The 24,909-nt window shown below is 64.5% G+C and carries 21 protein-coding genes; 10 read left to right on the plus strand and 11 right to left on the minus strand.

From position 1 onward, the window contains the following. Nucleotides 1-2: 2 nt before the first annotated feature. Both ABLV49_RS15275 and ABLV49_RS15280 read right to left on the minus strand, forming a co-directional pair. Nucleotides 3-377 carry a PepSY domain-containing protein gene (locus ABLV49_RS15275; RefSeq protein ID WP_349277727.1) on the minus strand — a complete coding sequence of 125 codons (375 nt, stop codon included), beginning with the start codon at nucleotides 375-377 and terminating at the stop codon, nucleotides 3-5. Nucleotides 378-537: 160 nt separating this feature from the next. After that, nucleotides 538-777, minus strand: coding sequence for a transposase (locus ABLV49_RS15280; RefSeq protein ID WP_349277729.1), 240 nt, complete (start codon nucleotides 775-777; stop codon nucleotides 538-540). 59 nt (nucleotides 778-836) lie between these two features. Here ABLV49_RS15280 and ABLV49_RS15285 point away from each other — a divergent pair, with 59 nt between their 5' ends. Both ABLV49_RS15285 and ABLV49_RS15290 read left to right on the plus strand, forming a co-directional pair. Then, nucleotides 837-989: a hypothetical protein gene (locus ABLV49_RS15285; protein ID WP_349277730.1), complete on the plus strand. Its 153-nt coding sequence runs from the start codon at nucleotides 837-839 to the stop codon at nucleotides 987-989. Continuing rightward, nucleotides 979-1,269 (plus strand): hypothetical protein, encoded by a 291-nt coding sequence (locus ABLV49_RS15290; protein WP_349277731.1) that lies wholly within the window; start codon nucleotides 979-981, stop codon nucleotides 1,267-1,269. Before ABLV49_RS15285 ends, ABLV49_RS15290 begins: the two co-directional genes overlap by 11 nt. Nucleotides 1,270-1,521: 252 nt before the next feature. Here ABLV49_RS15290 and ABLV49_RS15295 read toward each other — a convergent pair whose 3' ends face one another. Then, entirely contained in the window at nucleotides 1,522-2,316 is a 795-nt protein-coding gene (locus ABLV49_RS15295) for an SDR family oxidoreductase (RefSeq protein ID WP_349277733.1), read from the minus strand. A gap of 547 nt (nucleotides 2,317-2,863) precedes the next feature. Between ABLV49_RS15295 and ABLV49_RS15300 the strand changes: the two genes are divergently transcribed. Beyond that, on the plus strand, nucleotides 2,864-3,997 hold the full coding sequence (locus tag ABLV49_RS15300; RefSeq protein ID WP_349277735.1) for an ABC transporter substrate-binding protein: 1,134 nt from the start codon (nucleotides 2,864-2,866) through the stop codon (nucleotides 3,995-3,997). Between the two features lie 272 nt (nucleotides 3,998-4,269). Here the strand turns inward: ABLV49_RS15300 and ABLV49_RS15305 are convergent, their stop codons facing one another. From ABLV49_RS15305 to ABLV49_RS15315, 3 genes are all read right to left on the minus strand, one after another. Continuing rightward, on the minus strand, nucleotides 4,270-5,607 hold the full coding sequence (locus tag ABLV49_RS15305) for a 3-deoxy-D-manno-octulosonic acid transferase (RefSeq protein ID WP_349277737.1): 1,338 nt from the start codon (nucleotides 5,605-5,607) through the stop codon (nucleotides 4,270-4,272). Continuing rightward, nucleotides 5,604-6,599 carry a lipopolysaccharide heptosyltransferase I gene (waaC, locus tag ABLV49_RS15310; RefSeq protein WP_349277739.1) on the minus strand — a complete coding sequence of 332 codons (996 nt, stop codon included), beginning with the start codon at nucleotides 6,597-6,599 and terminating at the stop codon, nucleotides 5,604-5,606. Before waaC ends, ABLV49_RS15305 begins: the two co-directional genes overlap by 4 nt. 174 nt (nucleotides 6,600-6,773) lie before the next feature. Next, nucleotides 6,774-8,156 carry a phosphomannomutase/phosphoglucomutase gene (locus ABLV49_RS15315; protein WP_349277741.1) on the minus strand — a complete coding sequence of 461 codons (1,383 nt, stop codon included), beginning with the start codon at nucleotides 8,154-8,156 and terminating at the stop codon, nucleotides 6,774-6,776. Nucleotides 8,157-8,395: 239 nt separating this feature from the next. On the opposite strand from ABLV49_RS15315, the gene ABLV49_RS15320 reads away from it, so the two are divergent. Next, on the plus strand, nucleotides 8,396-9,631 hold the full coding sequence (locus ABLV49_RS15320) for an RNA-guided endonuclease InsQ/TnpB family protein (RefSeq protein ID WP_349277742.1): 1,236 nt from the start codon (nucleotides 8,396-8,398) through the stop codon (nucleotides 9,629-9,631). 38 nt (nucleotides 9,632-9,669) lie between these two features. Here the strand turns inward: ABLV49_RS15320 and glgA are convergent, their stop codons facing one another. After that, entirely contained in the window at nucleotides 9,670-11,154 is a 1,485-nt protein-coding gene (glgA, locus tag ABLV49_RS15325; RefSeq protein ID WP_349277744.1) for a glycogen synthase GlgA, read from the minus strand. Next, nucleotides 11,151-12,419, minus strand: coding sequence for a glucose-1-phosphate adenylyltransferase (glgC, locus tag ABLV49_RS15330; protein WP_349277746.1), 1,269 nt, complete (start codon nucleotides 12,417-12,419; stop codon nucleotides 11,151-11,153). Before glgC ends, glgA begins: the two co-directional genes overlap by 4 nt. Before the next feature lie 240 nt (nucleotides 12,420-12,659). On the opposite strand from glgC, the gene ABLV49_RS15335 reads away from it, so the two are divergent. Genes ABLV49_RS15335 through malQ form a run of 4 tightly spaced genes read left to right on the plus strand, consistent with a single transcriptional unit; the run spans nucleotide 12,660 to nucleotide 20,911 of the window. Beyond that, entirely contained in the window at nucleotides 12,660-15,086 is a 2,427-nt protein-coding gene (locus tag ABLV49_RS15335; protein WP_349281739.1) for a glycogen/starch/alpha-glucan phosphorylase, read from the plus strand. A 35-nt stretch (nucleotides 15,087-15,121) separates the two neighbouring features. Further along, complete coding sequence (gene glgB / locus ABLV49_RS15340; RefSeq protein WP_349277748.1) at nucleotides 15,122-17,311, plus strand: 1,4-alpha-glucan branching protein GlgB; 2,190 nt, start codon at nucleotides 15,122-15,124, stop codon at nucleotides 17,309-17,311. Continuing rightward, the gene (glgX, locus tag ABLV49_RS15345) at nucleotides 17,299-19,395 is read left to right on the plus strand and encodes a glycogen debranching protein GlgX (RefSeq protein WP_349277750.1); all 2,097 of its coding nucleotides are present in this window, start codon (nucleotides 17,299-17,301) and stop codon (nucleotides 19,393-19,395) included. The genes glgB and glgX overlap by 13 nt, the downstream gene beginning before the upstream one ends. 10 nt (nucleotides 19,396-19,405) lie before the next feature. After that, nucleotides 19,406-20,911 (plus strand): 4-alpha-glucanotransferase, encoded by a 1,506-nt coding sequence (malQ, locus tag ABLV49_RS15350; protein ID WP_349277752.1) that lies wholly within the window; start codon nucleotides 19,406-19,408, stop codon nucleotides 20,909-20,911. 254 nt (nucleotides 20,912-21,165) lie between these two features. On the opposite strand, the gene ABLV49_RS15355 is transcribed toward malQ, so the two are convergent. From ABLV49_RS15355 to ABLV49_RS15365, 3 genes are all read right to left on the minus strand, one after another. Further along, nucleotides 21,166-21,546 (minus strand): hypothetical protein, encoded by a 381-nt coding sequence (locus ABLV49_RS15355; RefSeq protein ID WP_349277754.1) that lies wholly within the window; start codon nucleotides 21,544-21,546, stop codon nucleotides 21,166-21,168. A gap of 167 nt (nucleotides 21,547-21,713) precedes the next feature. Beyond that, on the minus strand, nucleotides 21,714-22,235 hold the full coding sequence (locus ABLV49_RS15360) for a GNAT family N-acetyltransferase (RefSeq protein ID WP_349277756.1): 522 nt from the start codon (nucleotides 22,233-22,235) through the stop codon (nucleotides 21,714-21,716). Further along, entirely contained in the window at nucleotides 22,232-22,513 is a 282-nt protein-coding gene (locus tag ABLV49_RS15365; RefSeq protein WP_349277758.1) for a DUF1778 domain-containing protein, read from the minus strand. Before ABLV49_RS15365 ends, ABLV49_RS15360 begins: the two co-directional genes overlap by 4 nt. Nucleotides 22,514-22,724: 211 nt before the next feature. Between ABLV49_RS15365 and ABLV49_RS15370 the strand changes: the two genes are divergently transcribed. Together ABLV49_RS15370 and ABLV49_RS15375 are read left to right on the plus strand one after the other, a co-directional pair. Then, entirely contained in the window at nucleotides 22,725-24,260 is a 1,536-nt protein-coding gene (locus tag ABLV49_RS15370) for a DNA-3-methyladenine glycosylase 2 family protein (protein WP_349277760.1), read from the plus strand. Between the two features lie 119 nt (nucleotides 24,261-24,379). Next, nucleotides 24,380-24,904, plus strand: coding sequence for a methylated-DNA--[protein]-cysteine S-methyltransferase (locus ABLV49_RS15375; RefSeq protein ID WP_349277762.1), 525 nt, complete (start codon nucleotides 24,380-24,382; stop codon nucleotides 24,902-24,904). Nucleotides 24,905-24,909: the final 5 nt, after the last annotated feature.

Below are 24,909 nucleotides of genomic sequence, written 5' to 3' on the forward strand. Positions count from 1 at the left end.
CTTCAATTCCGCGAAGGAGCAGCGCCCGGCGCGCTGGCCGCCGCTGCCGCCGCGCCCGCCCCATGAGGAATCACGTTGCGCTTGACGATTTCGCCGGTCACGGGGTGGTAATACGCTTCCACCACATCGCCATTTTTCTTGATGGCGTAGAACTCGTAGCATTGCGTTCTGGAGACCTTGAAGTCCACCCGCAAATACTCGCTCACCCCAAAAATCGCCTTGATTTTTTTCTCGCCCAGCCACGCCTGGCCGGGTAGCGTGGAGCACACGATGCGCTCATTCGGCGTGCTGGCCTGAGCCACACCCGCGCCGCAGGCCGCCAGCACCGCACCGCACGCCAGCACTGCTGCCGCGCAAGCACCATGGTTTTTCTTCATATGTTTTGCCCCTGATTGGATGATCTGCTGCCGCCACACTTTGCAACGCTCAGGGCACCAAGCTTATGCAGCCGAGCTTAGGATTTTCTGAACACCCAATCCGCGCATTCCCTGCCAGGCGAGGTGGCCGCGTAGCGGCATTAAGGCGTGAGCCGACTCGTCAGGAGGTAGGGCTGACACAGGCTGTTGGTTTTTGCCTTGCAGCGGACTTGCGGGCATGTTCTTCGGTGCCCTGCGCGTCCACATAGGCTCGTACTGTTTCCAGCGTAGCACCGCCTACACTGCCGACAAAGTAGGCACGGTGCCAGAACAAGGGCTTGCTGTAGAACGGTGCCAGGTGTTCGGCAAAGCGGTTTCGGGTACGCCGGGCACTGGCTGTCTTGAGGTTGTTGATCAACACCGAAATAGTTTGCCAACACGCCAAAAACCTATTTCCTCAATTCAGAAGGACAGGTGAACGTGCAAGCGGTATCCCCGTTGCGCCTGCTGTTTGCGCTGGCATGGTTCAACAGCGTGCCGGTGGACTGGCTGGCGCGCTTCATGATCCAGATTCACATCAGCAAAACCTACCTCTACCGCCTGCCCATGCCGCAGCCGACGGATGACGGATGACGAGATTCTGGCCAGCCCCGAGCTTGCGCAACTCGCCAAAAACGCCCTGCTGCTGAGCCTGGCGGCGAGTTGGGACGACTTTGCCGAACTCGCGCCGCTGTTCAATGTCAAGCCCCGGGACGTGCCGCAAGCCGCCAAGGCGCAAGACACGCTGCGCGCGCAAAACGACAAGCTCGTCGCCAGTCTCTACGGCATCACGGGCGCCGAACTGGCCCATCTGCTGCGCAGCTTCAAGGTCATGGCCGGCAAGCGCCCTGAATATCTGACGCTGCTGGCTTAAACGCGGCCGCTGCAATCGGAATCGCAGACAGCCCCCATCCCGGCCTTTCCCCAGAGGGGGAAGGAGGAAGACAAAAAAAGCAGCCTTGCGCGCCTGAACCCGCATGGCTCCTTCCCCCGCTGGGGGAAGGCTGGGATGGGGGCCAGCGGAACCCGCTCAAGCACCGCTCCTGAATAGATAGCTGCTTGCGCCTGCCCAGTATGCGCAAATGGCCTGAAAGGCTTGAAATCCGTGACGATTCAGGCTAGTTTCTCAATAGCTCCTGGTGAAGCCGCCGTCGTGAAGAATATTGAGCCCGGTCATGTGGTCAGAGAACGCCGACAGCAATCCTTCGACCGCAGCGGCCACCTCATCGGGGCTGCCGTACTTCCTCAAGGGAATGTTCGAGGTCTCTTCATTCACGCGTTGCGCCAACGTCATCCCCGCCACGGCAGCGCGTTTTTCAAGCGACGCGGTGTAGCCGGGCGTGAGCGTTCCGCCCAGCGACAGCGTGTTGACGTGAATCCCCTGCTCGCCGAACGCGAACGCGAGCGTCTTGGCTTCGGCCAGCCAGGCGCAGCGAATCACGTTGCTTGACGCGTAGTGGCCCATGACCTGCGCCGAGGAAATACCGGAAATGATGACGATCTTGGCCCTGCGCCCCTGCGCCGGATCGGGCTGCATGCGCGCCATGGCGGCCTTGAGCAGCGACAGCGGACCGACAAAACTGTTTTGAAGAATCTCGCGCCACCGCTCGCTGCTGGGCAGAGGGTCATTCGTCGGCGGCTCCTGGGGCGGCATCAGGACGGCGCCGTCCAGGACCAGGTTTCTGGCGCTCAATTCCTCGGCAAATTTCTTCACCGAGTCATCGCGCGTCATGTCCACGCTGATCCATGAAAAGGTGCCGGGGCAGGTGTTCGAGAGTTCAGCGCAAAGCGACTGAAGCCGGCCGGCATCGCGGGCCGCAAGAAGCAGGGAGTTCCCCGCTTTGGCCAGCCGGTGGCAGACGGCCAGTCCGATGCCGCCGGTCGCGCCGGCCACAAGAATCGTTGGGGACGCACTGGGCATGATCCACTCGCTTTCTTGCAAAATCCGATGGTAGCGCCGAAGGCATGGGGCCGCCAGTTCGGCTGCCGCCAGCCTCGGCCAACTCCGCCGCTTCGGTGAAATTGAAGGCGTGCGGCCACTTCGTCAAAGCGCTGCGGGTGGCCCGGAATGTTCAGGGCACGCGGAAAACCACAGAAAATTTCAGCGGATAGCGTGAATTAATTCCATTTATTACTTGAGCAATGCAAATTAGTCCACTTAAAAATCAGTACTTAAATGTAACTTTTAAGTTAATTTGCAACTGTTTTTGTCTTCCATTTGATGTTCAGTCCCTGTGAAATCAACGAGTTGCAAACCATGAAAGATTGCATCAACAGAAAATTCTGGGGATGAAAGGCAAGATTTCCCGGGCTCTTCAAATAGTCCAGGGTTACACATCCTCTGCTGACCGCTGCTTCCAAAGACATGATTAGGACGTGGAAAGTAATACGCAGGAAAGTTATTGCTGACCGCATTTCACGGTGGCCGGCATCCGCTCACCGTGTCCAGCGACAACCCCGGGAATTTCATGACCTCACCTTCGTTCACACGCCGGCATTTTTCCATTGCCACCGGAGCCGCCCTGGTGGCAGGCTTTCACGTCGCGCAGGCGCAAGAAAGCCGCATCGTGCTCGGTCAGTCGGCCGCCTTCAGCGGCCCCGCCGCGCAGCTGGGAATCCAGTTCCACAAGGGGGCGAAGCTCTATTTCGATCAGCTCAACGCCCAGGGCGGCAACGGGAACCGCACGATAGAAATCCGCAATCTGGACGACGGCTACGAACCTGAGCGCTGCGCCGAGAACACGCGCAAGCTGCTCAGTGACGATGTGTTCGCGCTGTTTGGCTACATTGGCACGCCCACCAGCGTGGTCGCGCAACCGCTGGCCGTCAAGGATAGCGTGCCATTTTTCGCGCCCTTCACCGGCGCCATGGCACTGCGCCAGCCATTCAGCCGGTACGCCTTCCACATGCGGGCTTCCTATCACGACGAGACCGCGCTGATCGTCAAGCACCTCACCAGCCTTGGCTTGAAAAAGATCGCCGTGTTTTATCAGAACGACGCCTACGGCAAGGCCGGGCTTGATGGCGTGCAGGCGGCGCTGGCCGCGCGCAACCTCAAGCCCGTCGCGCTGGCCACGGTGGAGCGCAACTCGGTCGATGTGGCCGAGGCCGTGACGACGCTGACGGCCGCCGGCCCCGACGCCGTGGTGCAGATCAGCGCCTACAAATCCTGCGCCGCGTTCATCCGGGCCGCGCGCACGGCGGCCTACCGGGGCATGTTCTTCAACGTATCGTTTGTCGGAACGCAGGCGCTGGCCGACGAACTCGGCAAGGACGGCGCAGGCGTCGCGGTGTCGCAGGTCGTGCCGTCGCCCTACAACGCGGCGCTGCCCATCACGCGCGAATTCGTGGCAGCCGCGAAGAAGGCGGGCAACGTGCAGGTGAACTTCTCCAGCATGGAAGGCTATCTCGCCGCCAAGGTATTTTCCGAGGGGCTGCGCCGTGGCGGCAAGGCCACGCGCGAGGCGCTGATCAGCGGGCTGGAGTCTATCCACGAGCAGTCGTTCGGCGGCTTCTCGGCCTCGTTTTCACCGAGCAACCATGTGGCGTCGAACTTCGTCGAACTGTCCATGCTGACCGGCGACGGCCGTGTTCGAACCTGAAACCCGGTCGCCCGGCAGGCCCGGCTGTGCTCCTGAATAGATAGCTGCTTCCGCCCGTTCTGCCTGCGCAAATGGCCTGAAAGGCTTGAAAATCAGGTGTTCACCCGGTACGGCGTGTCAATGACGCTTGGCCCTTCGTAGTACGGCTGTATTCCCGCCTTCGCGGGAATGACGAACGGGAAGTTATTACTTTCCATATCCTGAAGACCGTCATTCCCGCGAAGGCGGGAATCCAGCAACACGGGTTGAAACGCTCACACGGGCCTGCCTGGCTACAAATACCCGCGCAGCGCCTCCAGCGTCCGAACCGTCGCGCCCCGGTTGCGCGCCGCGAACGCCAGCCCGGCCGCCACGGCTTTCGCCAGCCCGGCCGCATCCGCCGCCAGCCCCAGCCCGGCCTGCACGCCTTGCGCCATGTCTGCCACGCGCAGCGCAGCGCCCTCGGCCTCGGCCAGCTCGGCCGCTTCGGTGAAATTGAAGGTGTGCGGCCCCATCACCACCGGGCAGCCGCAGGCGGCGGCTTCGATCAGGTTTTGCCCGCCCAGCGGCGCAAAGCTGCCGCCCAGCAGGGCGACATCGCCCAGACCGTAGTACAGCGCCATCTCGCCCAGTGAGTCGCCGAGCCAGACATCGGCGTTCATCGCTTCCCTGTTGCCGGCGGGGCTGCCGGTCCAGTGCGAGCGGCGCGACACGCGCAGGCCGTGCTGCGCCGCCAGCGCGGCCACCTCGTCAAAGCGCTGCGGGTGGCGCGGAACGATCAGGGCCTTGCATCCGCCGGCCGGCTGGTTCGCTACTGAATTCATAGCTGCCTGCGCTTGCTGGACGTGCGCAAAAGCCTTTATTTGCTTGAAAAACAGGTCTTCCTCGCCTTCGCGCGAGCTGGCGAACATCAGCACCGGCTGCGCCAGCGCCTTGCGCCACATTTGGCCTGTCGCCAGCTGGGTGGCATCTAGCGTGGCGTCGAACTTGAGGTTGCCGAACACGCCCTGAACCGGCGCACCCAGCTGGCGAAAGCGGCTGGCGTCGAGTTCGGTCTGCGCGTACACGGCTGACAGCGCGCCGTAGGCCGGCAGCGACAGCGCCGCCAGGCCCTGCGCCTGCTTCAGGGACTTGGCCGACAGCCGGCCGTTGACCAGCACCAGCGGCATGCCTCTTGTCTTGGCCTGGGCGATGACGTTCGGCCAGATCTCGGTTTCCATCAGCAAACCGAGGCGCGGCTTGAAGTGAGTGAAAAATCGTTTCACCGCCGCCGGGCTGTCCCACGGCTGCCAGACCTGAATGTCGCCGGGCTGGCCGATGGACTTGAGCAGCGCCCGCCCCTCTTCGCGGCCGGTGGCGGTGCCGTGTGTGAGCAGCAGGCGCAGCGCCGGATGCTGTTTGCGCAAGGCTTTGAGCAGCATGGCGGCGGTGCGGGTTTCACCCAGCGACACGGCATGCACCCAGACCAGTTGTGAATTTGTTTCAACCGGCTGGGAATAATGGCCGAAGCGCTCGTCCACGGCTTCGAGGTAGCCGGGCTCCTGCCGCCCACGGCGCGCCAGCTTGCGGCGCAGCAGCGGCTGGCCGAGCGTCATCAGCGCCGAATACAGTCCGCGCGCCCAGCCGCTCATGCGCCGTCAGCTCCGCATTCCGATGCGTCGGACGCATCGCCGCTGACCGTTTCAAGGCAGCCCAGCCAGGCCTGCCAGACATCGTCCACGCTGGGCACGGGCTTGGCGAACACGCTGACCTGCCGGCCGGCGGCTGAATCGGGGCCGGTGCGCCAGGCGGTGTCGAAGTTGTAGAGCTGCACATGCGGCAGGTCGAGCGCCACGGCGATGTGGCTGACGCCGCTGTCCACGCCAATCACGCCGACGCAGCGCGCCAGCTCCTGCGTCAGCGCATCCAGCGGCAGCAGCGGCCAGACGAGGGCATGGCCGGGCGCGCTCTCGTTGAGCACCCGGGCGATGGCCTTGCTTTTGGCCTGCTCCTTCGCATTGCCATGCGACAGCACGATCTGGTAGCCGGCCGCGTTCAGGCGGCGGCCCAAGGCGGTCCAGTGCACCAGCGGCCATTCCTTGTCGGCGCGCGAGGTGCCATGCACGAACGCCACCGTATTTGCTATTCCTTCAGGAGCTGCAAATGCATGCTCAGCCTGCGCAAAATGCCTTTTTAATCCAAAATCAGGGCTTGGCGGGAAGGTGTAGCCCAGCGCCCGGGCCGCCAGTTCGCGCGAGCGCTGCACGGCGTGGATGTGCGGCGTGATGCGGATGGCCACGTCGGCGACCCAGCGCGTCGGCGCTTCGTAGCCCGAGCCTTCGGTCTGGTTGGCCAGCGCGTAACGCTTGCCGCCGGGCGCCAGCCGCGCCAGCCGCGCCACCAGCGCCGATTTGGTCAGGCCCTGCAGGTCAATCACCGCGTCGTAGGCCTCTTGCTGCAGCAATGCCCGAAAAGCACGCCACTCCTGGCGCGTCGCCTCGGTCAGGGGCGATTTGCGCCAGCGCCGGATTTGGCAGGGAATGATGCGGTGCAGTCCGGCATTCAAGGCCAGCACCGGGGCAAACGATTGTTCAACCACCCAGTCAATCTGCGCTCCGGGAAAAGCGGCGTGGATGTCCTGCACGACCGCAGGGCATGGACCACATCGCCCAGGGACGACAGCTTGACCAGGAGGATTTTCACGAGGGAGGCCTGACTGGCGCGTTGCGGGCCATCACCGTCATTTCCGCGCACGCGGGACTCCAGTGCGGCGCGCGGAGATGGATTCCCGCCTTCGCGGGAATGACGGAAAAATGGCTCAATGCGCGGCGGCTGCGAACACCGCGTCGGGTTTCACGCTGCGCAGCAGCACCAGCATCTCGGCCTGGATGCGGTCCAGCGCCGCTTGCGTCTGGCCTTCAAAGCGCAGCACCAGCACCGGCGTGGTGTTGGACGCGCGGATCAGGCCAAAGCCGTCCGGCCAGTCCACGCGCACGCCGTCGATGGTCGAGATTTTCGCGGGCGCTTCAAAATGCGCGGCCTTGATGAGCGCGGCCACGGCGGTGTGCTGCTCGCCTTCGGCGCAGGGCACGTTGATCTCGGGCGTGCTGAAGCTGGTCGGCAGGCTGTTGAGCAGCACGCCCGCATCAGACGCCTTGCTGACGATCTCCAGCAGGCGCGTGCCGGCGTAGGTGCCGTCGTCAAAACCGTACCAGCGTTCCTTGAAGAAGATGTGGCCGCTCATCTCGCCACCCAGCGGCGAGTTGACTTCCTTCATCTTGGCCTTGATCAGCGAATGGCCGGTCTTGAACATCAGCGGCACGCCGCCGGCTTGCTCGATGTCGGGCGCCAGGCGCTGCGAGCATTTCACGTCAAAGACAATCGTGCCGCCGGGAACGCGCGAGAGCACGTCGCGGGCAAACAGCATCATCTGCCGGTCGGGGTAGATGTTCTGGCCGTCCTTGGTGACGATACCCAGGCGGTCGCCGTCGCCGTCGAAGGCCAGGCCGAGTTCGGCGTCGCTGGCCTGCAGGGTCTTGATCAAATCCTGCAAATTCTCGGGCTTGCTGGGGTCGGGATGGTGGTTGGGAAAGTTGCCATCGACCTCGCTGAACAGCTCGATCACCTCGCAGCCGATGGCGCGGAAGATGGCCGGAGCCGTCGCGCCGGCAATGCCGTTGCCGCAATCGACGACGATCTTCATCGGCCGGGACAGCTTGATGTCGGACACGATGCGCTCCTGGTAGGCGGCCGTCACATCGACATGGCGCACGCTGCCGCTGTCCTTGAGCGCCCAGGTCTCGCCTTCCATCATGGCGCGGATGGCCTGGATGTCGTCGCCGTAGATGGCGCGCCCGGCCATGACCATCTTGAAGCCGTTGTAGTCCTTGGGGTTGTGGCTGCCGGTGACCTGGATGCCGGAGCTGCACAGCGTGTTGGCGGCAAAGTACAGCATCGGCGTGGTGACCATGCCGACATCAATCACCTCGATGCCGACGGCGCTCAGGCCGCGCACCAGGGCGGCGCTGATGGACGGGCCGCTGAGCCGGCCATCGCGCCCCACGGCCACGGCGGTTTCGCCCTGCGCCAGCGCAATGGTTCCAAAGGCCTTGCCGATGCCCTCGGCGACCTCCTCGGTGACGGTGGCGGGGACGATGCCGCGAATGTCATAGGCCTTGAAAATCGATGCTGCTACTTGCATGGTGAATGGCTCTTTTTAAAAGTGTTGCGGCAGTGCGTTGCCAGAGTGCAAAAAGGAAGGCGCCGGGAAGATTCTATACAGGCGAGTGACGGGGTAACCAGCCGCAGCAGCAAGCAGAAAGCGAGCCAGAAACGGATTTTTACCGGAATTGCGCGGAAAGCACCGTCCTTCAGGACGGTGATGTAGAGCGCGGACAGCTTTGCTGTCCTTTCAGGGTAACAACTGCCTAAAATATCAGCATGCTGCGACTCCAGGCTTTCAAATACGAACTCATGCCCAGCGGCGAACAAACGCGCAATATGCGCCGCTTTGCCGGAGCGCGCCGCTTTGTGTTCAACAAGGCACTGGAGTTGCAGCAAGCCCATCACGCCAGTGGCGGCAAGTTCATCAGCTATTTTGCGATGGGCAAACACCTGACCGCCTGGAAGCAGGAATACCCCTGGCTCAAGGAGTCCCCTTCCCAGGCCCTGCAGCAATCGCTCAAGGATCTGGACCAAGCCTGGCAAAACTTCTTTGCCAAACGCGCCGGCTTTCCGAGTCCCAAAAAGAAAGGCCGTGGCGAGAGTTTTCGTTTCCCGCAAGGCTTCAGGATCGACCAGCCCAACAGCCGCATCTTTCTGCCCAAACTCGGCTGGGTACGCTACCGCAACAGCCGGGACATCCTGGGCACGGCCAAGAACATCACCATCAGCCAAGTCGGCGGCAAATGGTTTGCCAGCATCCAGACGGAACGAGAGCTGGAACAAGCCGTACCGACAGCCACCAGCGCCATCGGCATTGATGTTGGAATAGCCCGTTTTGCCACGATGAGCGACGGCAGTTTTGTTGAGCCGCTGCACAGCTTCAAGTGTCACGAAAAACGCCTGGCGAAATACCAGCGGCGCATGAGCCGCAAAGTCAAATTCAGCAAGAACTGGCACAAAGCCAAAAGGAAAATTCAACGAATCCACACCGATATAGCCAACGCCCGCAAGGACTTCCTGCACAAGAAGACAAGCGCCATCAGCCAAAACCACGCGATGGTCGCCGTCGAAGATTTGCAGGTACGCAACATGAGCAAATCGGCAGCGGGCAATGCAGACAAGCCGGGCAAAAACGTAGCCGCCAAGTCGGGATTGAACAAGTCCATCCTCGACCAAGGCTGGTTCGAGTTCCGGCGGCAACTGGAGTACAAGCTCGGTTGGAACGGCGGCATTCTCATTGCCGTGCCAGCGCACTACACCAGCCAGACTTGCCCATGCTGCGGGCATATCGCCAAGGCAAACCGCCAAACGCAAGCGAAGTTTGAATGCGTCGATTGCGGCTACGAGAACCACGCCGATGTCGTCGGCGCGATGAACATATTGGCGCGGGGATACCGCGCAGCAGCCTGTGGAGAGGACGGCTCTGGCCGGAGTCGCAAGACCCCGGCGCAACCAGCCTCGGTGAAGCAGGAACCCACCGAAGTGACTATGCAAGAGGCAGCTCATGCGTAGCACCGTAGGAATCTCCTGCCTTCAGGCAAGGGAGGATGTCAAAGCTTGCCTGCGGCTTGAATCGCCTGCTGCGTTTCGCGGTACAGCGCCATGTACTGGGTCGCGGCCGCAGTCCAGGAGAAGTTTTGCGCCATGCCGCGCAGCATCAGCCGGCGCCAGAGCGCGGGCTGGCCGTAAGCGCTGACCGCCTGGAGCAGCGCCTGCGCCAGCGCGGCGGGCGTGGCCGGGCCAAACATGAAGCCGGTGGCCCGGTCGGCCAGCACCGAAGCCTCGCTGGCGCCGACCACGGTATCGGCCAGGCCGCCGACGTGCCGCACCACCGGCAGCGTGCCGTAGCGCAGGGCATACAGCTGGGTCAGGCCGCAGGGCTCGAAGCGGGACGGCACCAGCATCGCGTCGGCGCCGGCCATGATGCGGTGCGCCAGGGCCTCGTCATAGACCAGCCGGACGGCGACGCGGCCGGGGTGCGCCGCCGCAGCGGCTGTAAATGCCGCTTCAAGCGCCGGGTCGCCGTTGCCCTGCACGGCCAGCTGCGGGCCGCCCGCCGCCGGAAAATTGAGCAGCGCGGGCAAGGCATCGAGCAGCAGGTCCAGCCCTTTTTGCGAGGTCAGCCGGCTGACGACGGCAAACACGGGCGCGCCGGCATCCACGGCCAGGCCGAGTTCGCACTGCAGGGCCGCCTTGCACAGCGCCTTGCCGTCCAGCATGTCGGCCGAATAAGGTGCGGCAATCAGGGGGTCGCTGGCCGGGTTCCAGACCGCGCCATCGACGCCGTTCAGGATGCCGGACACGTCCGTGCCCCGGGCGCGAATCACGCCGTCCAGGCCGCAGCCGAAGGCTTCGGTGGCAATTTCATGGGCGTAGGTCGGGCTGACCGTGGTGATGCGGTGGGCGTACTTCAGGCCGGCTTTCATGAAGGACAGCTGGCCATGGAATTCGAGCCCGACGGGCACCATCATGCGCGACGACAGGCCCAGCAGATGAAAGTCGTCTTCGTCGAACAGGCCCTGGTAGGCCAGGTTGTGAATCGTGTACACGGTGGCGGCGCGCGTGGCGGGGTGGCAGGCGGCATAGGCGCAGGCCATGGCCGCATGCCAGTCATGGGCGTGCAGCACATCGGGCGTCCAGCCGGGGTCGAGTTCGCCGGCTGCCAGGTGCGCCGCCACCCAGCCCAGCAGGCCAAAGCGCTGCAGGTTGTCAGCCCACTCGCCGCCGTCTAGCGCCAGGTAGGGATTGCCGGGCCGCTGGTACAGGTAGGGCGCGTCAATCACATAGGCCGGCACGCCGTTGTGCGCCATCCGGCCCAGGCGCAGGGTGACGCGGCCGGCGCCGAAGACCGCCCCGATCTCGTGCACCACCTGCTGCTGTTCCACGCCCGCCAGAATGGCCGGCAGGCCGGGCAGCACCAGCCGGACATCGGCGCCGGCCCCGATCAGGGCTTCGGGCAGGGCGCCCAGCACATCGGCCAGCCCGCCGGTCTTGACGAGCGGATAAACCTCGGCGGCGGCATGCAGGACTTTCATGCGGCAATCCGGGCCAGCATGGTTTTGGTCACCAGCGTGATGCCGTTCGGGCTGCGGTGAAAACGCTGGCTGTCCAGTTCTGCGTCCTCGCCAATCACCATGCCATCGGGAATGACGCAGCCCCGGTCCACCACGACACGGGTCAGACTGGCGCCGCGCCCGATCTGGACATCGGGCAGCAGGACTGACCAGTTGACCTTGGCATAGGAATGGACCCGCACGCTGGAAAACAGCACCGAGCGAAACACATAGCCCGAAACGATGCAGCCGCCCGACACCGTGGACTCGATGGCCATGCCGCGCCGGTCATCGTGGTTATGCACGAACTTGGCCGGCGGCAGCTGCGCCTGGTAGGTCCAGACGGGCCAGTGCTGGTCGTACAGGTTGAGTTCGGGGTCGGTCGCGGTGAGGTCGATATTGGCCTCCCAGTAGGCGTCGATGGTTCCCACATCGCGCCAGTAGGGCTCGGCCACGTCGCTGGACGGCACGCAGCTCAGCGCGAACGGATGGGCCGCGACCTGCCCGTTTTTGACCGCGCGGGGAATGATGTCCTTGCCGAAGTCGTGGCTCGAATCCGGGTCGGCCATGTCGCGCGCCAGTTCCTTGTAGAGGTACTCGGCGTTGAAGATGTAGATGCCCATGCTGGCCAGCGACATGTCGTCGCGGCCCGGCATGGCCGGCGGGTCGGCCGGCTTTTCGAGGAATTCGGTCACCATGCTGTGCTTGTCCACCGCCATCACGCCAAAGGCGCTGGCCTCAAGGCGCGGCACGGCGATGCAGCCGACGGTGCAGTCGCGGCCCTTGGCCACATGGTCGGCCAGCATCAGCGCATAGTTCATCTTGTAGATATGGTCGCCGGCCAGCACCACGATGTAGTCGGCGCCGTAGCTCTCCAGGATGTCGTAGTTCTGGTGAACCGCGTCGGCCGTGCCCCGGTACCAGCTTTCGTTGTCGTTGCGCTGCTGGGCCGGCAGCAAATCGACGAACTCGTTCATCTCGGTTTTCAGGAAGGCCCAGCCGCGCTGCAGATGCCGCAGCAGGCTGTGCGATTTGTACTGGGTGATGACGCCGATGCGGCGGATGCCTGAATTGAGGCAGTTCGACAGCGCGAAGTCGATGATGCGGAACTTGCCGCCGAAATAGACCGCCGGCTTGGCCCGGCTGTCGGTCAGGTTCATCAGGCGGCTGCCGCGCCCGCCGGCCAGCACCAGGGCAATCGCCCGTTTCGGTAAATCAAGGCCTTGTGCAAGTTGATTGGTTTTCATTGGTCTCCGCCATGGGGATTTGAAGGGCTTGAGCATCTTAATACCGCAGCCTGCGCAGGCAAGCCGCGTGGCAGGCGTTTGAAGGGGGATTGATGGCAAAGCCGGGTATCCCGAGGGCTGCCGGCCCATGCTTTTTCGCATGCGAGAATCGGCGGGATCAGGCGGCTGGCCCACTCCTTGCTGGTGTGCGTACCTGTCAATGCCTGTCTGCCGAACCTTGAAAAGGATACCGCTGTGAACTTGAATCCACCCATTGCCAAGCATGCCCTGGCGGCCCAGATCGAAGAACACCTGCTCTGCACCGTCGGCGTCGCGTCCGAAGACGCCACGCAAACCGACCTGATGCAGGCCGTCGCCCAGGTGGCGCGCCAGCAGCTCTCGCAGCGCTGGGTCGAAACCCAGGCGCACCAGCGCGCCGCCAAGGCGCGCCGGGTGGTCTATCTGTCGATGGAATTTCTGATGGGCCGCACCCTGTCCAACGCGCTGGCGGCGCTCAACCTGACCGGCGGCGCGGCGCAGGGCCTGATGCAGCACGCGCAGACGCTCGAAGACGTGGCCGACCGCGAGCCCGACGCCGCGCTTGGCAACGGCGGACTGGGCCGGCTGGCGGCCTGCTTCCTGGACTCGATGGCAACGCTCGGCCTGCCCTCGTTCGGCTACGGCATCCGTTATGAATACGGCATGTTCGCGCAGGACATCCAGGACGGCGCGCAGGTCGAATACCCCGACCCCTGGCTGCAGGACGGCACGCCGTGGGAGTTTCCCCGCGCCGGCATCAGCTACCCGGTGCGTTTTGGCGGCTGGGTCGAGCATGTCGATGGCACGCCCATCTGGCGCCATGCCGGCGAAGTGGCCGCCAAGGCCTACGACATGGTCGTACCCGGCCACGGCACGCCGCTGGTCAGCACGCTGCGCCTGTGGAAAGCCGTGGCGCCCGCGCACATCGACCTGGGCGCCTTCAACACCGGCGACTATGCGCGCGCCGCCAGCACCAAGAACGAATTCGAGAACATTTCCTGGGTGCTCTACCCCAACGACAGCACGCCGGCCGGGCGCGAGTTGCGGCTCAAGCAGGAATACTTCTTTGTCGCCGCGTCGATACAGGATCTGGTCAAGCGCCACCTGGACGAGCACCCGACCCTTAGCAACCTGGCCGAGCAGGTGGCGATTCACCTGAACGACACCCACCCCGCCATCGGCGTGGCCGAGCTGATGCGGCTGCTGTGCGACGTGTACCAGATGCCGTGGGCCGAGGCCTGGGCGCTGTGCGGCAAGACGTTCTCGTACACCAACCACACCTTGATGCCCGAGGCGCTGGAAACCTGGCCGGTCAGCCTGATCCAGCATGTGCTGCCGCGCCACCTGGAAATCATCTTCCGCATCAACAAGGAATTCCTGGAAATGGCCGCGCGCCACCGTCCCGGCGACAACGCGTTTTTGGCGCGCCTGTCGCTGATCGACGAGCACGGCGAGCGCCGGGTGCGCATGGCGCATCTGTCGGTGGTCGGCAGCCACAAGGTCAACGGCGTGTCGGCGCTGCATTCGGATTTGCTGGTGCAGACCATCTTTGCCGACTTCGCCGACATCTGGCCCGAGCGCTTCACCAACATGACCAACGGCGTCACGCCCCGGCGCTGGCTGGCGCAGGCCAATCCGCAGCTGTCCAGCCTGCTCGACGGCACGCTGGGCAGGCAATGGCGGCTGGACCTGGACCAACTCAAGCGGCTGGACGAATACCGCCTTGATGCCGAGTTCCAGGGAAAGTTCATGGCCATCAAGCGCGCCAACAAGGCGCGGCTGGCGGCTTATATCGAGCGCACCACCGGCATCAGCGTCAGCCCCGACAGCCTGTTCGATGTGCAGGTCAAGCGCATCCACGAATACAAGCGCCAGTTGCTCAACCTGCTGCATGTGGTGACGCGCTACCAGGCGATTCTGGCGAACCCGAACGCCGACTGGGTGCCGCGCACGGTGATCTTTGCCGGGAAGGCGGCGTCGAGCTACCACACGGCCAAGTCCATCATCCGGCTGATCCACGATGTCGGCAGCGTCATCAACAAGGACCCGCGCATCGGCGGCAAGCTCAAGCTGGTGTTCGTGCCCAACTACGGCGTGTCGGTGGCCGAGGTCATCATGCCCGGCGCGGATTTGTCGGAGCAGATTTCGACCGCCGGCACCGAAGCCTCGGGCACCGGCAACATGAAGCTGGCGCTCAACGGCGCGCTGACCATCGGCACCGACGACGGCGCGAACATCGAGATCCGCCAGAACGTGGGCGACGACAACATCTTCATCTTCGGCCTGAAAACGCCCGAAGTACACGCGCTGCGGCAAAGCGGCTACCAGCCGATGCGCTACTACGAAAGCCTGCCGGCGCTTAAAAGCGTGCTCGACGCGATTGCCGGCGGCCAGTTCTGCCCAAGCGAGCCGGGGCGCTACCGGGCGCTGGTCGATTCGCTGCTCTGGGGCGGCGACCATTACCTGCTGCTGGCCGATTACGAGTCCTACATTGCCACCCAGTTGCGCGTCGATGCGCTGTACCGCCAGCCGGCGCAGTGGTGCGAGCGGGCGATTGCCAACGTCGCGGGCATGGGCGTGTTTTCGTCGGACCGGACGATTCGGGAATACGCCAGCCAGATCTGGAACATCGAGCCCGCCACGCGCTGAGCACGTTTTTTTGACCGCACCCGAGGACAAGTTCCATGCTGAACCCGCAAGATATTGAACTGATTTGCAGCGCCCGCCACGGCGACCCGTTCTCGGTGCTGGGGCCGCATGCGCAGGACGACGGCCTGTCCATCCGCGCCTTCCTGCCCAACGCCCGGCAGGTCGAGGTGATTGATGCCTGCTCGGGCCATCGGCTCGGCATGCTTGAAAAACTTGACGCCGGCGGATTTTTCGAAGGCGTGCTGGCGCTGCCGGCGCCAGCGGCTTACGGATTGCAAGTGCAGTGGGACAACTACCAGACGGCCTTGATTGAAGACCCCTACCGCTTCGGGCCGGTGCTGGGCGAGGTGGATGTCTGGCTGCTCAGCGAAGGCACGCATCTGCGGCCGTATGAGATTTTGGGCGCCAACCAGCGCGTGATGGACGGCGTGGCCGGCACCAGCTTTGCCGTGTGGGCACCGCATGCCGCGCGCGTCAGCGTGGTCGGCGACTTCAATGTCTGGGACGGCCGGCGCCACCCGATGCGCCTGCGGCGCGAGTGCGGCGTCTGGGAGATTTTCCTGCCCGGCGTGGCGCTGGGCGCCCGGTACAAGTTTGAAATCCTGGCCGCCGATGGCCAGGTTCTGCCAGCGCGTGCCGACCCGTATGCGCGGCAAGCCGAATTGCGCCCGGCCACGGCCAGCATCGTGGCGTCCATGCCGGCGCGCAAGGCGCCTTCGGATGAACGCCGGCAAGCCAATGCGCTGGATGCGCCCATCAGCATCTACGAAGTCCACCTCGCTTCGTGGCGGCGCATCCTGGAGCCGGCCAGCGGCGCGCAGCGCTGGCTGAACTGGGATGAACTCGCCGACCAGCTGGTGCCCTACGCGCTGGACATGGGTTTTACCCACCTCGAACTGCTGCCGGTCAGCGAACATCCGTTTGACGGCTCCTGGGGTTACCAGCCGGTCGGCCTGTATGCGCCCACGTCGCGTTTTGGCGATGCCGACGGCCTGGTGCGTTTCATCGCGCGCTGCCATGCGGCGGGCATCGGCGTGCTGCTGGACTGGGTTCCGGCGCACTTTCCGACCGACGCCCACGGGCTGGGCAATTTTGACGGCACGCCGCTGTATGAATACGCCGATCCGCGCGAAGGCTTTCACAACGACTGGAACACGCTGATCTACAACCTGGGCCGCACCGAGGTGCGCAATTTCCTGATCGGCAATGCGCTGTACTGGCTGGAGCGCTTCGATGTGGACGGCCTGCGGGTCGATGCGGTGGCGTCGATGCTCTACCGCGACTACAGCCGCAAGCCCGGCGAATGGATTCCCAACCGGCATGGCGGGCGCGAGAACCTGGAAACCATAGACTTCCTCAAGCGCATGAACGACATCGTTGTCCAGGAGCGCCCGCAAGCCGTCACCATGGCCGAAGAGTCCACCTCGTTTCCCGGCGTGTCGCGCCCGACGACGGCCGGCGGCCTGGGCTTTCATTACAAATGGAACATGGGCTGGATGCACGACACGCTGCAGTACATGGCGCGCGACCCGGTGCATCGCCAGCATCACCAGAACGAGATGACGTTTGGCCTCGCCTACGCCTTCAGCGAAAACTTCGTGCTGCCGATCTCGCACGACGAGGTGGTGCATGGCAAGGGCTCGCTGCTGGGCAAGATGCCCGGCGACCGCTGGCAGCAGTTCGCCAACCTGCGCGCCTACCTGGGCTTCATGTTCGGCCACCCCGGCAAGAAGCTGCTGTTCATGGGCTGCGAATTTGCCCAAGTGCGCGAATGGAACCACGACCAGAGCCTGGACTGGCACCTGCTGGATGACCCGCAACACGCCGGCGTGCAGCGGCTGGTGCGCGACCTGAACCAGCTCTACCGCGCCACCCCGGCGCTGTACCAGCTCGACTTTGTACCTGCCGGTTTTGAGTGGATGGACCATCAGGATGCCGCGCATTCGGTGCTCGCCTTCATCCGGCGCGGCCTGGATGCACGGAGTTTTATTTTGGTGGTCTGCAACTTCACCCCGGCCGTGCAGACGGCTTACCGCGTCGGCGTGCCCCAGCCCGGCGAGTACCGCGAGCGGCTCAACACCGACTCGGCCCATTACGGCGGCAGCAATGCCGGCACGCCGCTGGGCGCCGCCACGGCGGAACCCGTGGGCTGGCACGGCCAGCCGCAGTCCCTTCTGCTGAACCTGCCGCCGCTGGCCACCGTGGTGTTCGAATGGACCGCTTGAAGCCCGTCCTGCTGCCCGGCCGGCCCTGGCCGCTGGGCGCCACTTGGGATGGCTACGGCGTGAACTTCGCGGTGTTTTCGGCGCATGCGCAGGCCATGGCGCTGTGCCTGTTCGACGAGGCCGGCACGCTGGAAACCAGCCGCCTGATGCTGCCCGCGCACACCAACGATGTCTGGCACGGCTACCTGATTGGCGCCGCGCCCGGCCTGATCTACGGCCTGCGCGCCCACGGCCTGTGGCGGCCCGACCGGGGCCACCGCTTCAATCACCACAAACTGCTGCTCGACCCGTATGCCCGCGAAGTCGTCGGTGATTTCCAGTGGTGCGATGAACACTTCGGCGCCGACCGCCAGCATCCGCTGCACATGGACACCCATGACAATGCCGCCCTGGCGCTCAAGGCCCGGGTGGTGCATGACAGTTTCGACTGGGAAGGCGACCAACCGCCGTGCGTGCCGCTGCAGGACACGGTGCTGTACGAGCTGCACGTCAAGGGCTTTTCCCGGCTGAATTCGCAGGTGCCCGAAGCCCTGCGCGGCAGCTATGCCGGGCTGGCCCAGCCGGCGTCGGTGGCGCATCTGCAGCGCCTGGGCGTGACCAGCGTCAGCCTGCTGCCGGTTCACCAGGCGCTCGATGAAGAGCGGCTGGCCGGCATGGGCCTGACGAACTACTGGGGCTACAACACGCTGGCGTTCTTTGCGGCCAGCCCCCGGCTGGCGTGCGGCCAGGACGGACTGACACCCCGCGATGAGTTCCGCGCCATGGTCAAGACGCTGCATGCCCAGAGCATCGAGGTGCTGCTCGACGTGGTGTTCAACCACAGCGCCGAATCCGATGGCACCGGCCCGACCTTGAGCTTTCGCGGGCTCGACAACGCCAGCTACTACCGGCACCCTCCCGAGTCGCCCGCTGCCTTCGAGAACCACAGCGGCTGCGGCAACACGCTGGACATCCGCCAGCCCAGAGTCTTGCAACTGGTCATGGACAGCCTGCGCTACTGGGTCAGCGAGATGCATGTCGATGGCTTTCGCTTTGACCTGGCGCCGGTGCTGGGCCGGGGCGACCACGGCTTCGAGCCGGGCGGCGCCTTTTTTACCGCCGTGGCGCAGGACCCGGTGCTGTCGCAGGTCAAGATGATTGCCGAGCCCTGGGACATCGGCCCCGGTGGCTACCAAGTGGGCGCGTTTCCGCGCGGCTGGCTCGAATGGAACGACCATTTCCGCGACGTGATGCGCGGCTTTTGGCTGCAGGACGACGACGCGGCCCGCTCGCGCGGCGACTTTGCGCTGCGCCTGTGCGCCTCGTCCGACCTCTACCAGCGCCGCAACCGGGCGCCCGCCGTGTCGGTCAATTACGTGGTGTCGCACGACGGCTTCACGCTGCGCGACCTGGTCAGCTACAACGAACGCCACAACGAGGCCAACGGCGAGGACAACCGCGACGGCCACGGCCACAACCTGAGCAACAACTGCGGCATTGAGGGCGAGACCGACGACCCGCTGGTGGGCGACCTGCGCGGCCGGCTGCAGCGCGCCCTGCTCGCCACCACCCTGCTGGCGCAAGGCACGCCGATGCTGTGCGCCGGCGACGAACTCGGCCACAGCCAGCGCGGCAACAACAACCCGTATTGCCAGGACAACGAGATCACCTGGATGGACTGGGACAAGGCCGATGGCGACCTGATCGATTTCACCGCCTGGGTGCTGTCGCTGCGCCGGCAGTTGCTGCCCTTCGGCAACCACTGGTACAGCGGCTTGACCGACACGCTGGGCCTGCATGACCTGTCGTGGCTGCACAGCAGCGGCCAGGCCTTGCAGGGCGAGGCGTGGAACGGCAACAGCGAGCGCGTGCTCGGCTGCCTGATCGGCCAGCCGGGCCGCGCCCGGGCGCCGCTGCTGCTGTTGGTCAACCCCGATGCCGAGGAGCATGATTTCATGCTGCCCGCCGGCGTCTGGCAGGCGGTGCTGGACACCGCCCATCCGCGCGGCCTGACCCGCTGGCACGGCCAGGGCGAAGCGCCCCTGCTGCTGTCCGCCCACAGCCTGATGCTGCTGGTGGCAGCCGGCACCACCCTTACCTTTTGACCTGATCACCATGACTTTTCCCCGCGCCAGCGGCGTGCTGCTGCACCCCACTTCCCTGCCCGGCCCGCACGGCTGCGGCGACCTCGGCCCGGCAGCCTACCACTTCGTGGACTGGCTGGTCACGGCGAAGCAGAGGCTCTGGCAAATCCTGCCGCTGGGCGGCATCGGTCCCGGCAATTCGCCCTACATGAGCAGTTCGGCCTTTGCCGGCAACCTGCTACTGATCGACCTGGCCGAATTGCAGCAGCACGGCTGGCTGGACGACGCCGACTTGCTGCCGGACGCCGGCTTCAGCGATGCCCGCGTTCACTTCGGCGCCGTCGTTCCGTGGCGCATGGCGCGGCTGCAACAGGCCGCCGCCCGCTTTGCGCACAACATCAGCGCCGCCGACCAGGTGGACTTTGCGGACTTCTGCCTGCACCACGCCGTCTGGCTGGAGGATTACGCCCTGTTCATGACGCTGGCCGAACTCCACGGCGGGCGCGACTGGTGCGACTGGCCCGCGCCGCTGGCCCGTCGCGCGCCGCAGGCCCTGCAGCAGGCGAGCAGCGCGCATGCCGAACGCATCGCCTTCTGGAAATTCGGCCAATGGTGTTTTTACCGGCAATGGAAAAAACTGCGCGCCTATGCCAACGAGCGCGGCGTGAAGATCGTCGGCGACGCGCCCATCTTCATCGCCTGCCAGAGCGCCGAAGTCTGGGCGCGCCAGGAACTGTTCGAACTCGATGCCGACGGCCGGATGACGGTTATCGCCGGGGTGCCGCCCGATTTCTTCAGCGCCACCGGCCAGCGCTGGGGCAACCCGCTGTACCGCTGGAGCGCCCATGCGGCCGAAGGCCATGCCTGGTGGATCGAGCGCGTGCGCCGCATTTTCGAACTGGTGGACATCGTTCGCATCGACCATTTCCGGGGCTTTGCCGGCTACTGGGAAATCCCGGCCAGCGAGCCCAACGCCATCCGGGGGCGCTGGCTGCCCGGCCCCGGCGCGGCGCTGTTCCATGCGATTGAAGCCGCGCTCGGCGAGCTGCCCATCATTGCCGAAGACCTGGGCGTCATCACGCCCGACGTGGACGCCCTGCGGCACGAGTTCGGCCTGCCCGGCATGCGCATCCTGCAGTTCGCCTTTGGCGAGGATGGCGCCAACGACAACACCAACGCCTACCTGCCGCACAACTTCGAGCGCAACACCGTCGTGTACACCGGCACCCACGACAACAACACCACGCAAGGCTGGTGGGCTGAAGCCTCGCCCGCCCTGCGCCAGCGGGTGCTGGACTACCTGGGCACGGGCGACGGCAACGACATCCACTGGCAGCTGATCCGCGCCGCCTGCGCCAGCGTCGCCGACACCGCGATTCACCCGCTGCAGGACGTGCTGGGCCTGGGCGGCGAACACCGCATGAACCTGCCCGGCCAAGGCGAAGGCCACTGGGAATGGCGCTTTGCTTGGCACCAGGTGCAGCCGCTGCATGCCGAGCGGCTGGCGCGGTTGGGGACACTTTACCGGCGGGAGTGATTGGCAAGGCGCTGGCGTTTGCCACGGGCCATGGCCTGCGCTTGCTCAGTTTGCATTCGACCTTGGAATGAACATCAAAATTGCCTCCAGCGCATGTGCTGTCTGCGCAAGCAGCTATTGAATCAATAGCATCAAGATGCTTGGGAAAGTTCTGGCGCACCGCCATGCTGGCAGTTGGTTTTTGCTTACGCGAATCTGCAAGCGAATAGATTTGGATTCAGGCGCAGCGGTTTGCAATTGGGGAGACCTGACCCCTATTTTGCAGTGCAGCTGTCCGGGTCGGGCTTGAAGTCGTCCAGCGTGGCATTGGGGTTGGCCTTGAGCTTCTTGCGCATGGCCTCGTGCGTTCCCGAGGCCTGCGTCAAGGCCCGGTTGGCATTGAGGATCAGCATCTCGGCTTCCTCGTCATGCTCCGGCCCGAGCTTGACCAACTCCTCGGCACGCGCCAGAGCATCCCGGCATTGCTCGTACATGCCCAATACTTCCAGGTCGCGCCGGGCGGCTTCGAGTTTTTTCCTATACCACGCAAAACCATCAATCAAGAAGGTTTCATCAATGCCCTTTCGGCACAGGCCGATTTGTGCCTGCAATGCATCTAAAGAGCTTTCAAATTCTCGAATGATTTTTTTACCCATGGATTAGCGTCCTTTGATTCGAGGGGTCCAAGGCAATAGGCCTTGCGGTGTAGCGGCTTTGACTAAACCGAGGGTCAAGTCTCCTATTTCCCATTTTGGCTTGGGTATTCTCGAAAATGATTCCCTATTCCCGCAAGGCAAAACAGTGAGTTTCGAGAACGGTTCTCTCAGCCTGCCTTGTCGTCCGTTTTCCGAGCCGCAAGTGCCGTTGCCAGCGGCAGGAACAGCGTCAGCGGCGAGTCAGGCAGCGCAATGAAGCCATGATGCCGATAGAAGGCTGCCGCAGCTTCATCCTTGGCCTCGACCATCAAGGCATGGGCGGCAATCTCGGAGCGGGCGGCACGGTCGAGTGCATCGGCCAATAACGCACCGCCAAGACCTTGTCCCTTGAATGCCTGATCGACCGCCAGGCGGCCCATCCGTACCGCCGGCACGGTCGGGTAACGCGGCAGCTTCCTGGCCGTCGCGGCTGGCAGATCGGCCAGCAGCAAGCTTGCCGACGCCAAGGTGTAGTAGCCCGCGATGCGCTGCCCGTCAGCCAGCGCCACGAAGCAGGCAGCCACACGGCGGCGAACGTCCTGGGTGACTTGCTCCCGCAAATAACGATCCAGCGATTCCGAGCCGCTGGTGAACACGGCGCGGTCATGCGCCGTATCGAGCGGCGCGAGCCGCAACGGCGCGCCGCTCATTCAGTGCGCAAGAGCTTGCTGCGGCGAGCGAAAGCACGTTCCAGGGCCGGAGCCGGTTGTGGCGGCGACAGCAGCGCCTGTGCAAAACACGCCTGATCGGCCAGCGACAAGCGGATGACTTCGGCCTGCTCGATGGCTTGCTGGGCGGCTACCTGCACGGCGGCCACCACGAAATCGGTCATGGTACGGCCCTGAATTTCAGCGGCACGCTTGAGCATCGCATGCAGATCGGTGCTAATTCGGGCTTCGAGGCGGGCGGTGGAAGCGGTTTGTGGCATGGATTTATCCTCTGAATGAAAATATACGGCAAGCTGCCGTACATTACCACCTTCTTTATCTTGAGATTTTGTCCTTTTCCAGACGCCACAAACAGACTTTACGGTCTTGAAAAGCAAAGAACCTGCTTCAACAGCCAACCCAGCAGCGCGCTAGGCATGACCTGTCCGAAAACGGCTAGCCCACGCAAAACCGCCGCTTTATCATGACCGCATGACAACGAAAACCACCCTGCTGGCCGACGATGACTGCTACCTCGCGCTGAAGGCGAAGGACGCCCGCTTTGACGGCCGCTTCTTCACCGGCGTGACGTCCACCGGCATCTATTGCCGGCCGGTCTGCAGCGTCAGGACGCCCAGGCGCGAGAACTGTCGCTTCTTCCGCCATGCGGCGCAGGCCGAAAGCGCCGGGTTTCGGCCCTGCCTGCGCTGCCGGCCCGAGATGGCGCCGCATTCGGTGGCCTGGTCGATCCAGGATGCGTCTTACATCCTGGCGCACCAGGCCGCCCGCCTGCTCGATGAGCCGGACAGCTGGAGCGATGAGGCACCTTCGGTCGAAAAGCTGGCCGCGCGACTCGGCATCAGCGACCGCCATGTGCGGCGCATCTTCGAGGCCCAGTTCGGCGTGACGCCGCTGCAATACCTGCAGACGCGCCGGCTGCTGACCGCCAAGCAGTTGCTGGCCGACACAAATTTACCCATCACGCAGGTGGCCCTGATGAGCGGCTTTGCCAGCGTTCGCCGCTTCAATGCCGCGTTTGCCCAGCACTACCACCTGAACCCGACGCAACTGCGCCGCCAGGGCATACGGCCATCAGGCGATGGCATCACCGTGCGACTCGGCTACCGGCCGCCTTATGACGTGGCGGCCATGCTGGCGTTCATCGGCAAGCGAAGCATCAACGCTATTGAATTCGTAGCTACTGATGCAGACCAGCCGTGCGCAGGCAGGACATTTGGCATCGAATCCGGCGGTAAAACGCATGCCGGCTGGCTGCTGGCCCGGTTTGACGAGGCGCGCTGCCAGCTGGTCGTGCAGGTCAGCGACGCGCTGCTGGGCGTGCTGCCGCTGGTGATTCGCCGGGTGCGCGCGATGTTCGACCTGGACGCCGACCCGGCCGCCATCAACAGCGTGCTGCACGCCAGCTTTCCGGGCGGCGATGGCTTGCGGGTTCCCGGTGCGCTCGATGGCTATGAGCTGGCCGTGCGGGCGGTGCTGGGCCAGCAGATCACGGTGGCGGCGGCGCGAACGCTGGCGCAGCGCCTGGTTGACCTGCTCGGCGCGCCGATTGAAACCCCGTGGCCGCGCTTGAGCCGGCTGTTTCCTGCCCCCGCCGTGCTGGCCGGCGCCAGTGGCGACGCGCTCGGCCAACTCGGCATCGTCAGGCAGCGCCAGGCCGCCATCGTCGGCATCGCCCGGGCCGTGGCCGACAAACGCCTGCAGCTGCATGGCGGCGCCGATGTCAACGCGACGATTGCCCAACTGAAGGAACTGCCCGGCATCGGCGACTGGACGGCGCAGTACATCGCCATGCGCGCGCTGCGCTGGCCCGACGCGTTTCCGGCGGGCGACGTGGCCTTGCACAAGGCGCTGGGCGTGCAGGCGCTGAAAAATCCGGCGCGCGAAGCCGAACGCGCCTCCGCCGGCTGGAAACCGTGGCGCAGCTACGCCGTGATCCGCGCCTGGAGCGGCCTGCTGCACGCCGCACCTGTCACTGCGCCCACATTGGAAACGCCGGAATCGCTATAAAAACAATAGCTATCAGCGCAGGTGCAGCATGCGCAAAAGCCTTAAAACGCTTAAAAATTAGCAAAAACCCCATTCCACAGCCGCCTGGGCAACCCGGCGACACTCTCAAGGAGACCACCATGAAATTCGACACCTCCATCGTTCAAACCCGCGTTCCCAGCCCGCTCGGAACCATCGCCATCGCCGCCACCGACAAAGGGCTGGCCGGGCTCTGGTTTACCGAAAACCAGCGCTACCTGCCGCTTGAACTCATGGGTCCGGCGGCCTGGCCCGAAGACGCCGGCCACCCGATCCTGCAGCAGGCCAGCCAGCAACTCGGCGACTATTTCGCCGGCCGGCGCAGCCAGTTCGACCTGCCGCTGGACCTGGGTTGCGGCACGGCCTTCCAGCAATCGGTGTGGCAGGCGCTGCTCGATATTCCCCAGGGCGAAGTCACCAGCTATGGTGAAGTCAGCCGGCGCATCGGCAAACCGTCGGCGGTGCGTGCCGTGGGCGGCGCCATCGGGCGCAACCCCATCAGCATCATCGTGCCCTGCCACCGGGTGACGGGCAGCAGCGGCGCGCTGACCGGCTACGCAGGCGGGCTGGACCGCAAGACCGCCCTGCTCCGGCTCGAAGGCGCGCTGGCGGAGAGCCTGCCTTGAACGCG

The sequence above is a fragment of the Polaromonas hydrogenivorans genome (assembly GCF_040105105.1).
Classification (GTDB): Bacteria; Pseudomonadota; Gammaproteobacteria; order Burkholderiales; family Burkholderiaceae_C; genus Polaromonas; species Polaromonas hydrogenivorans.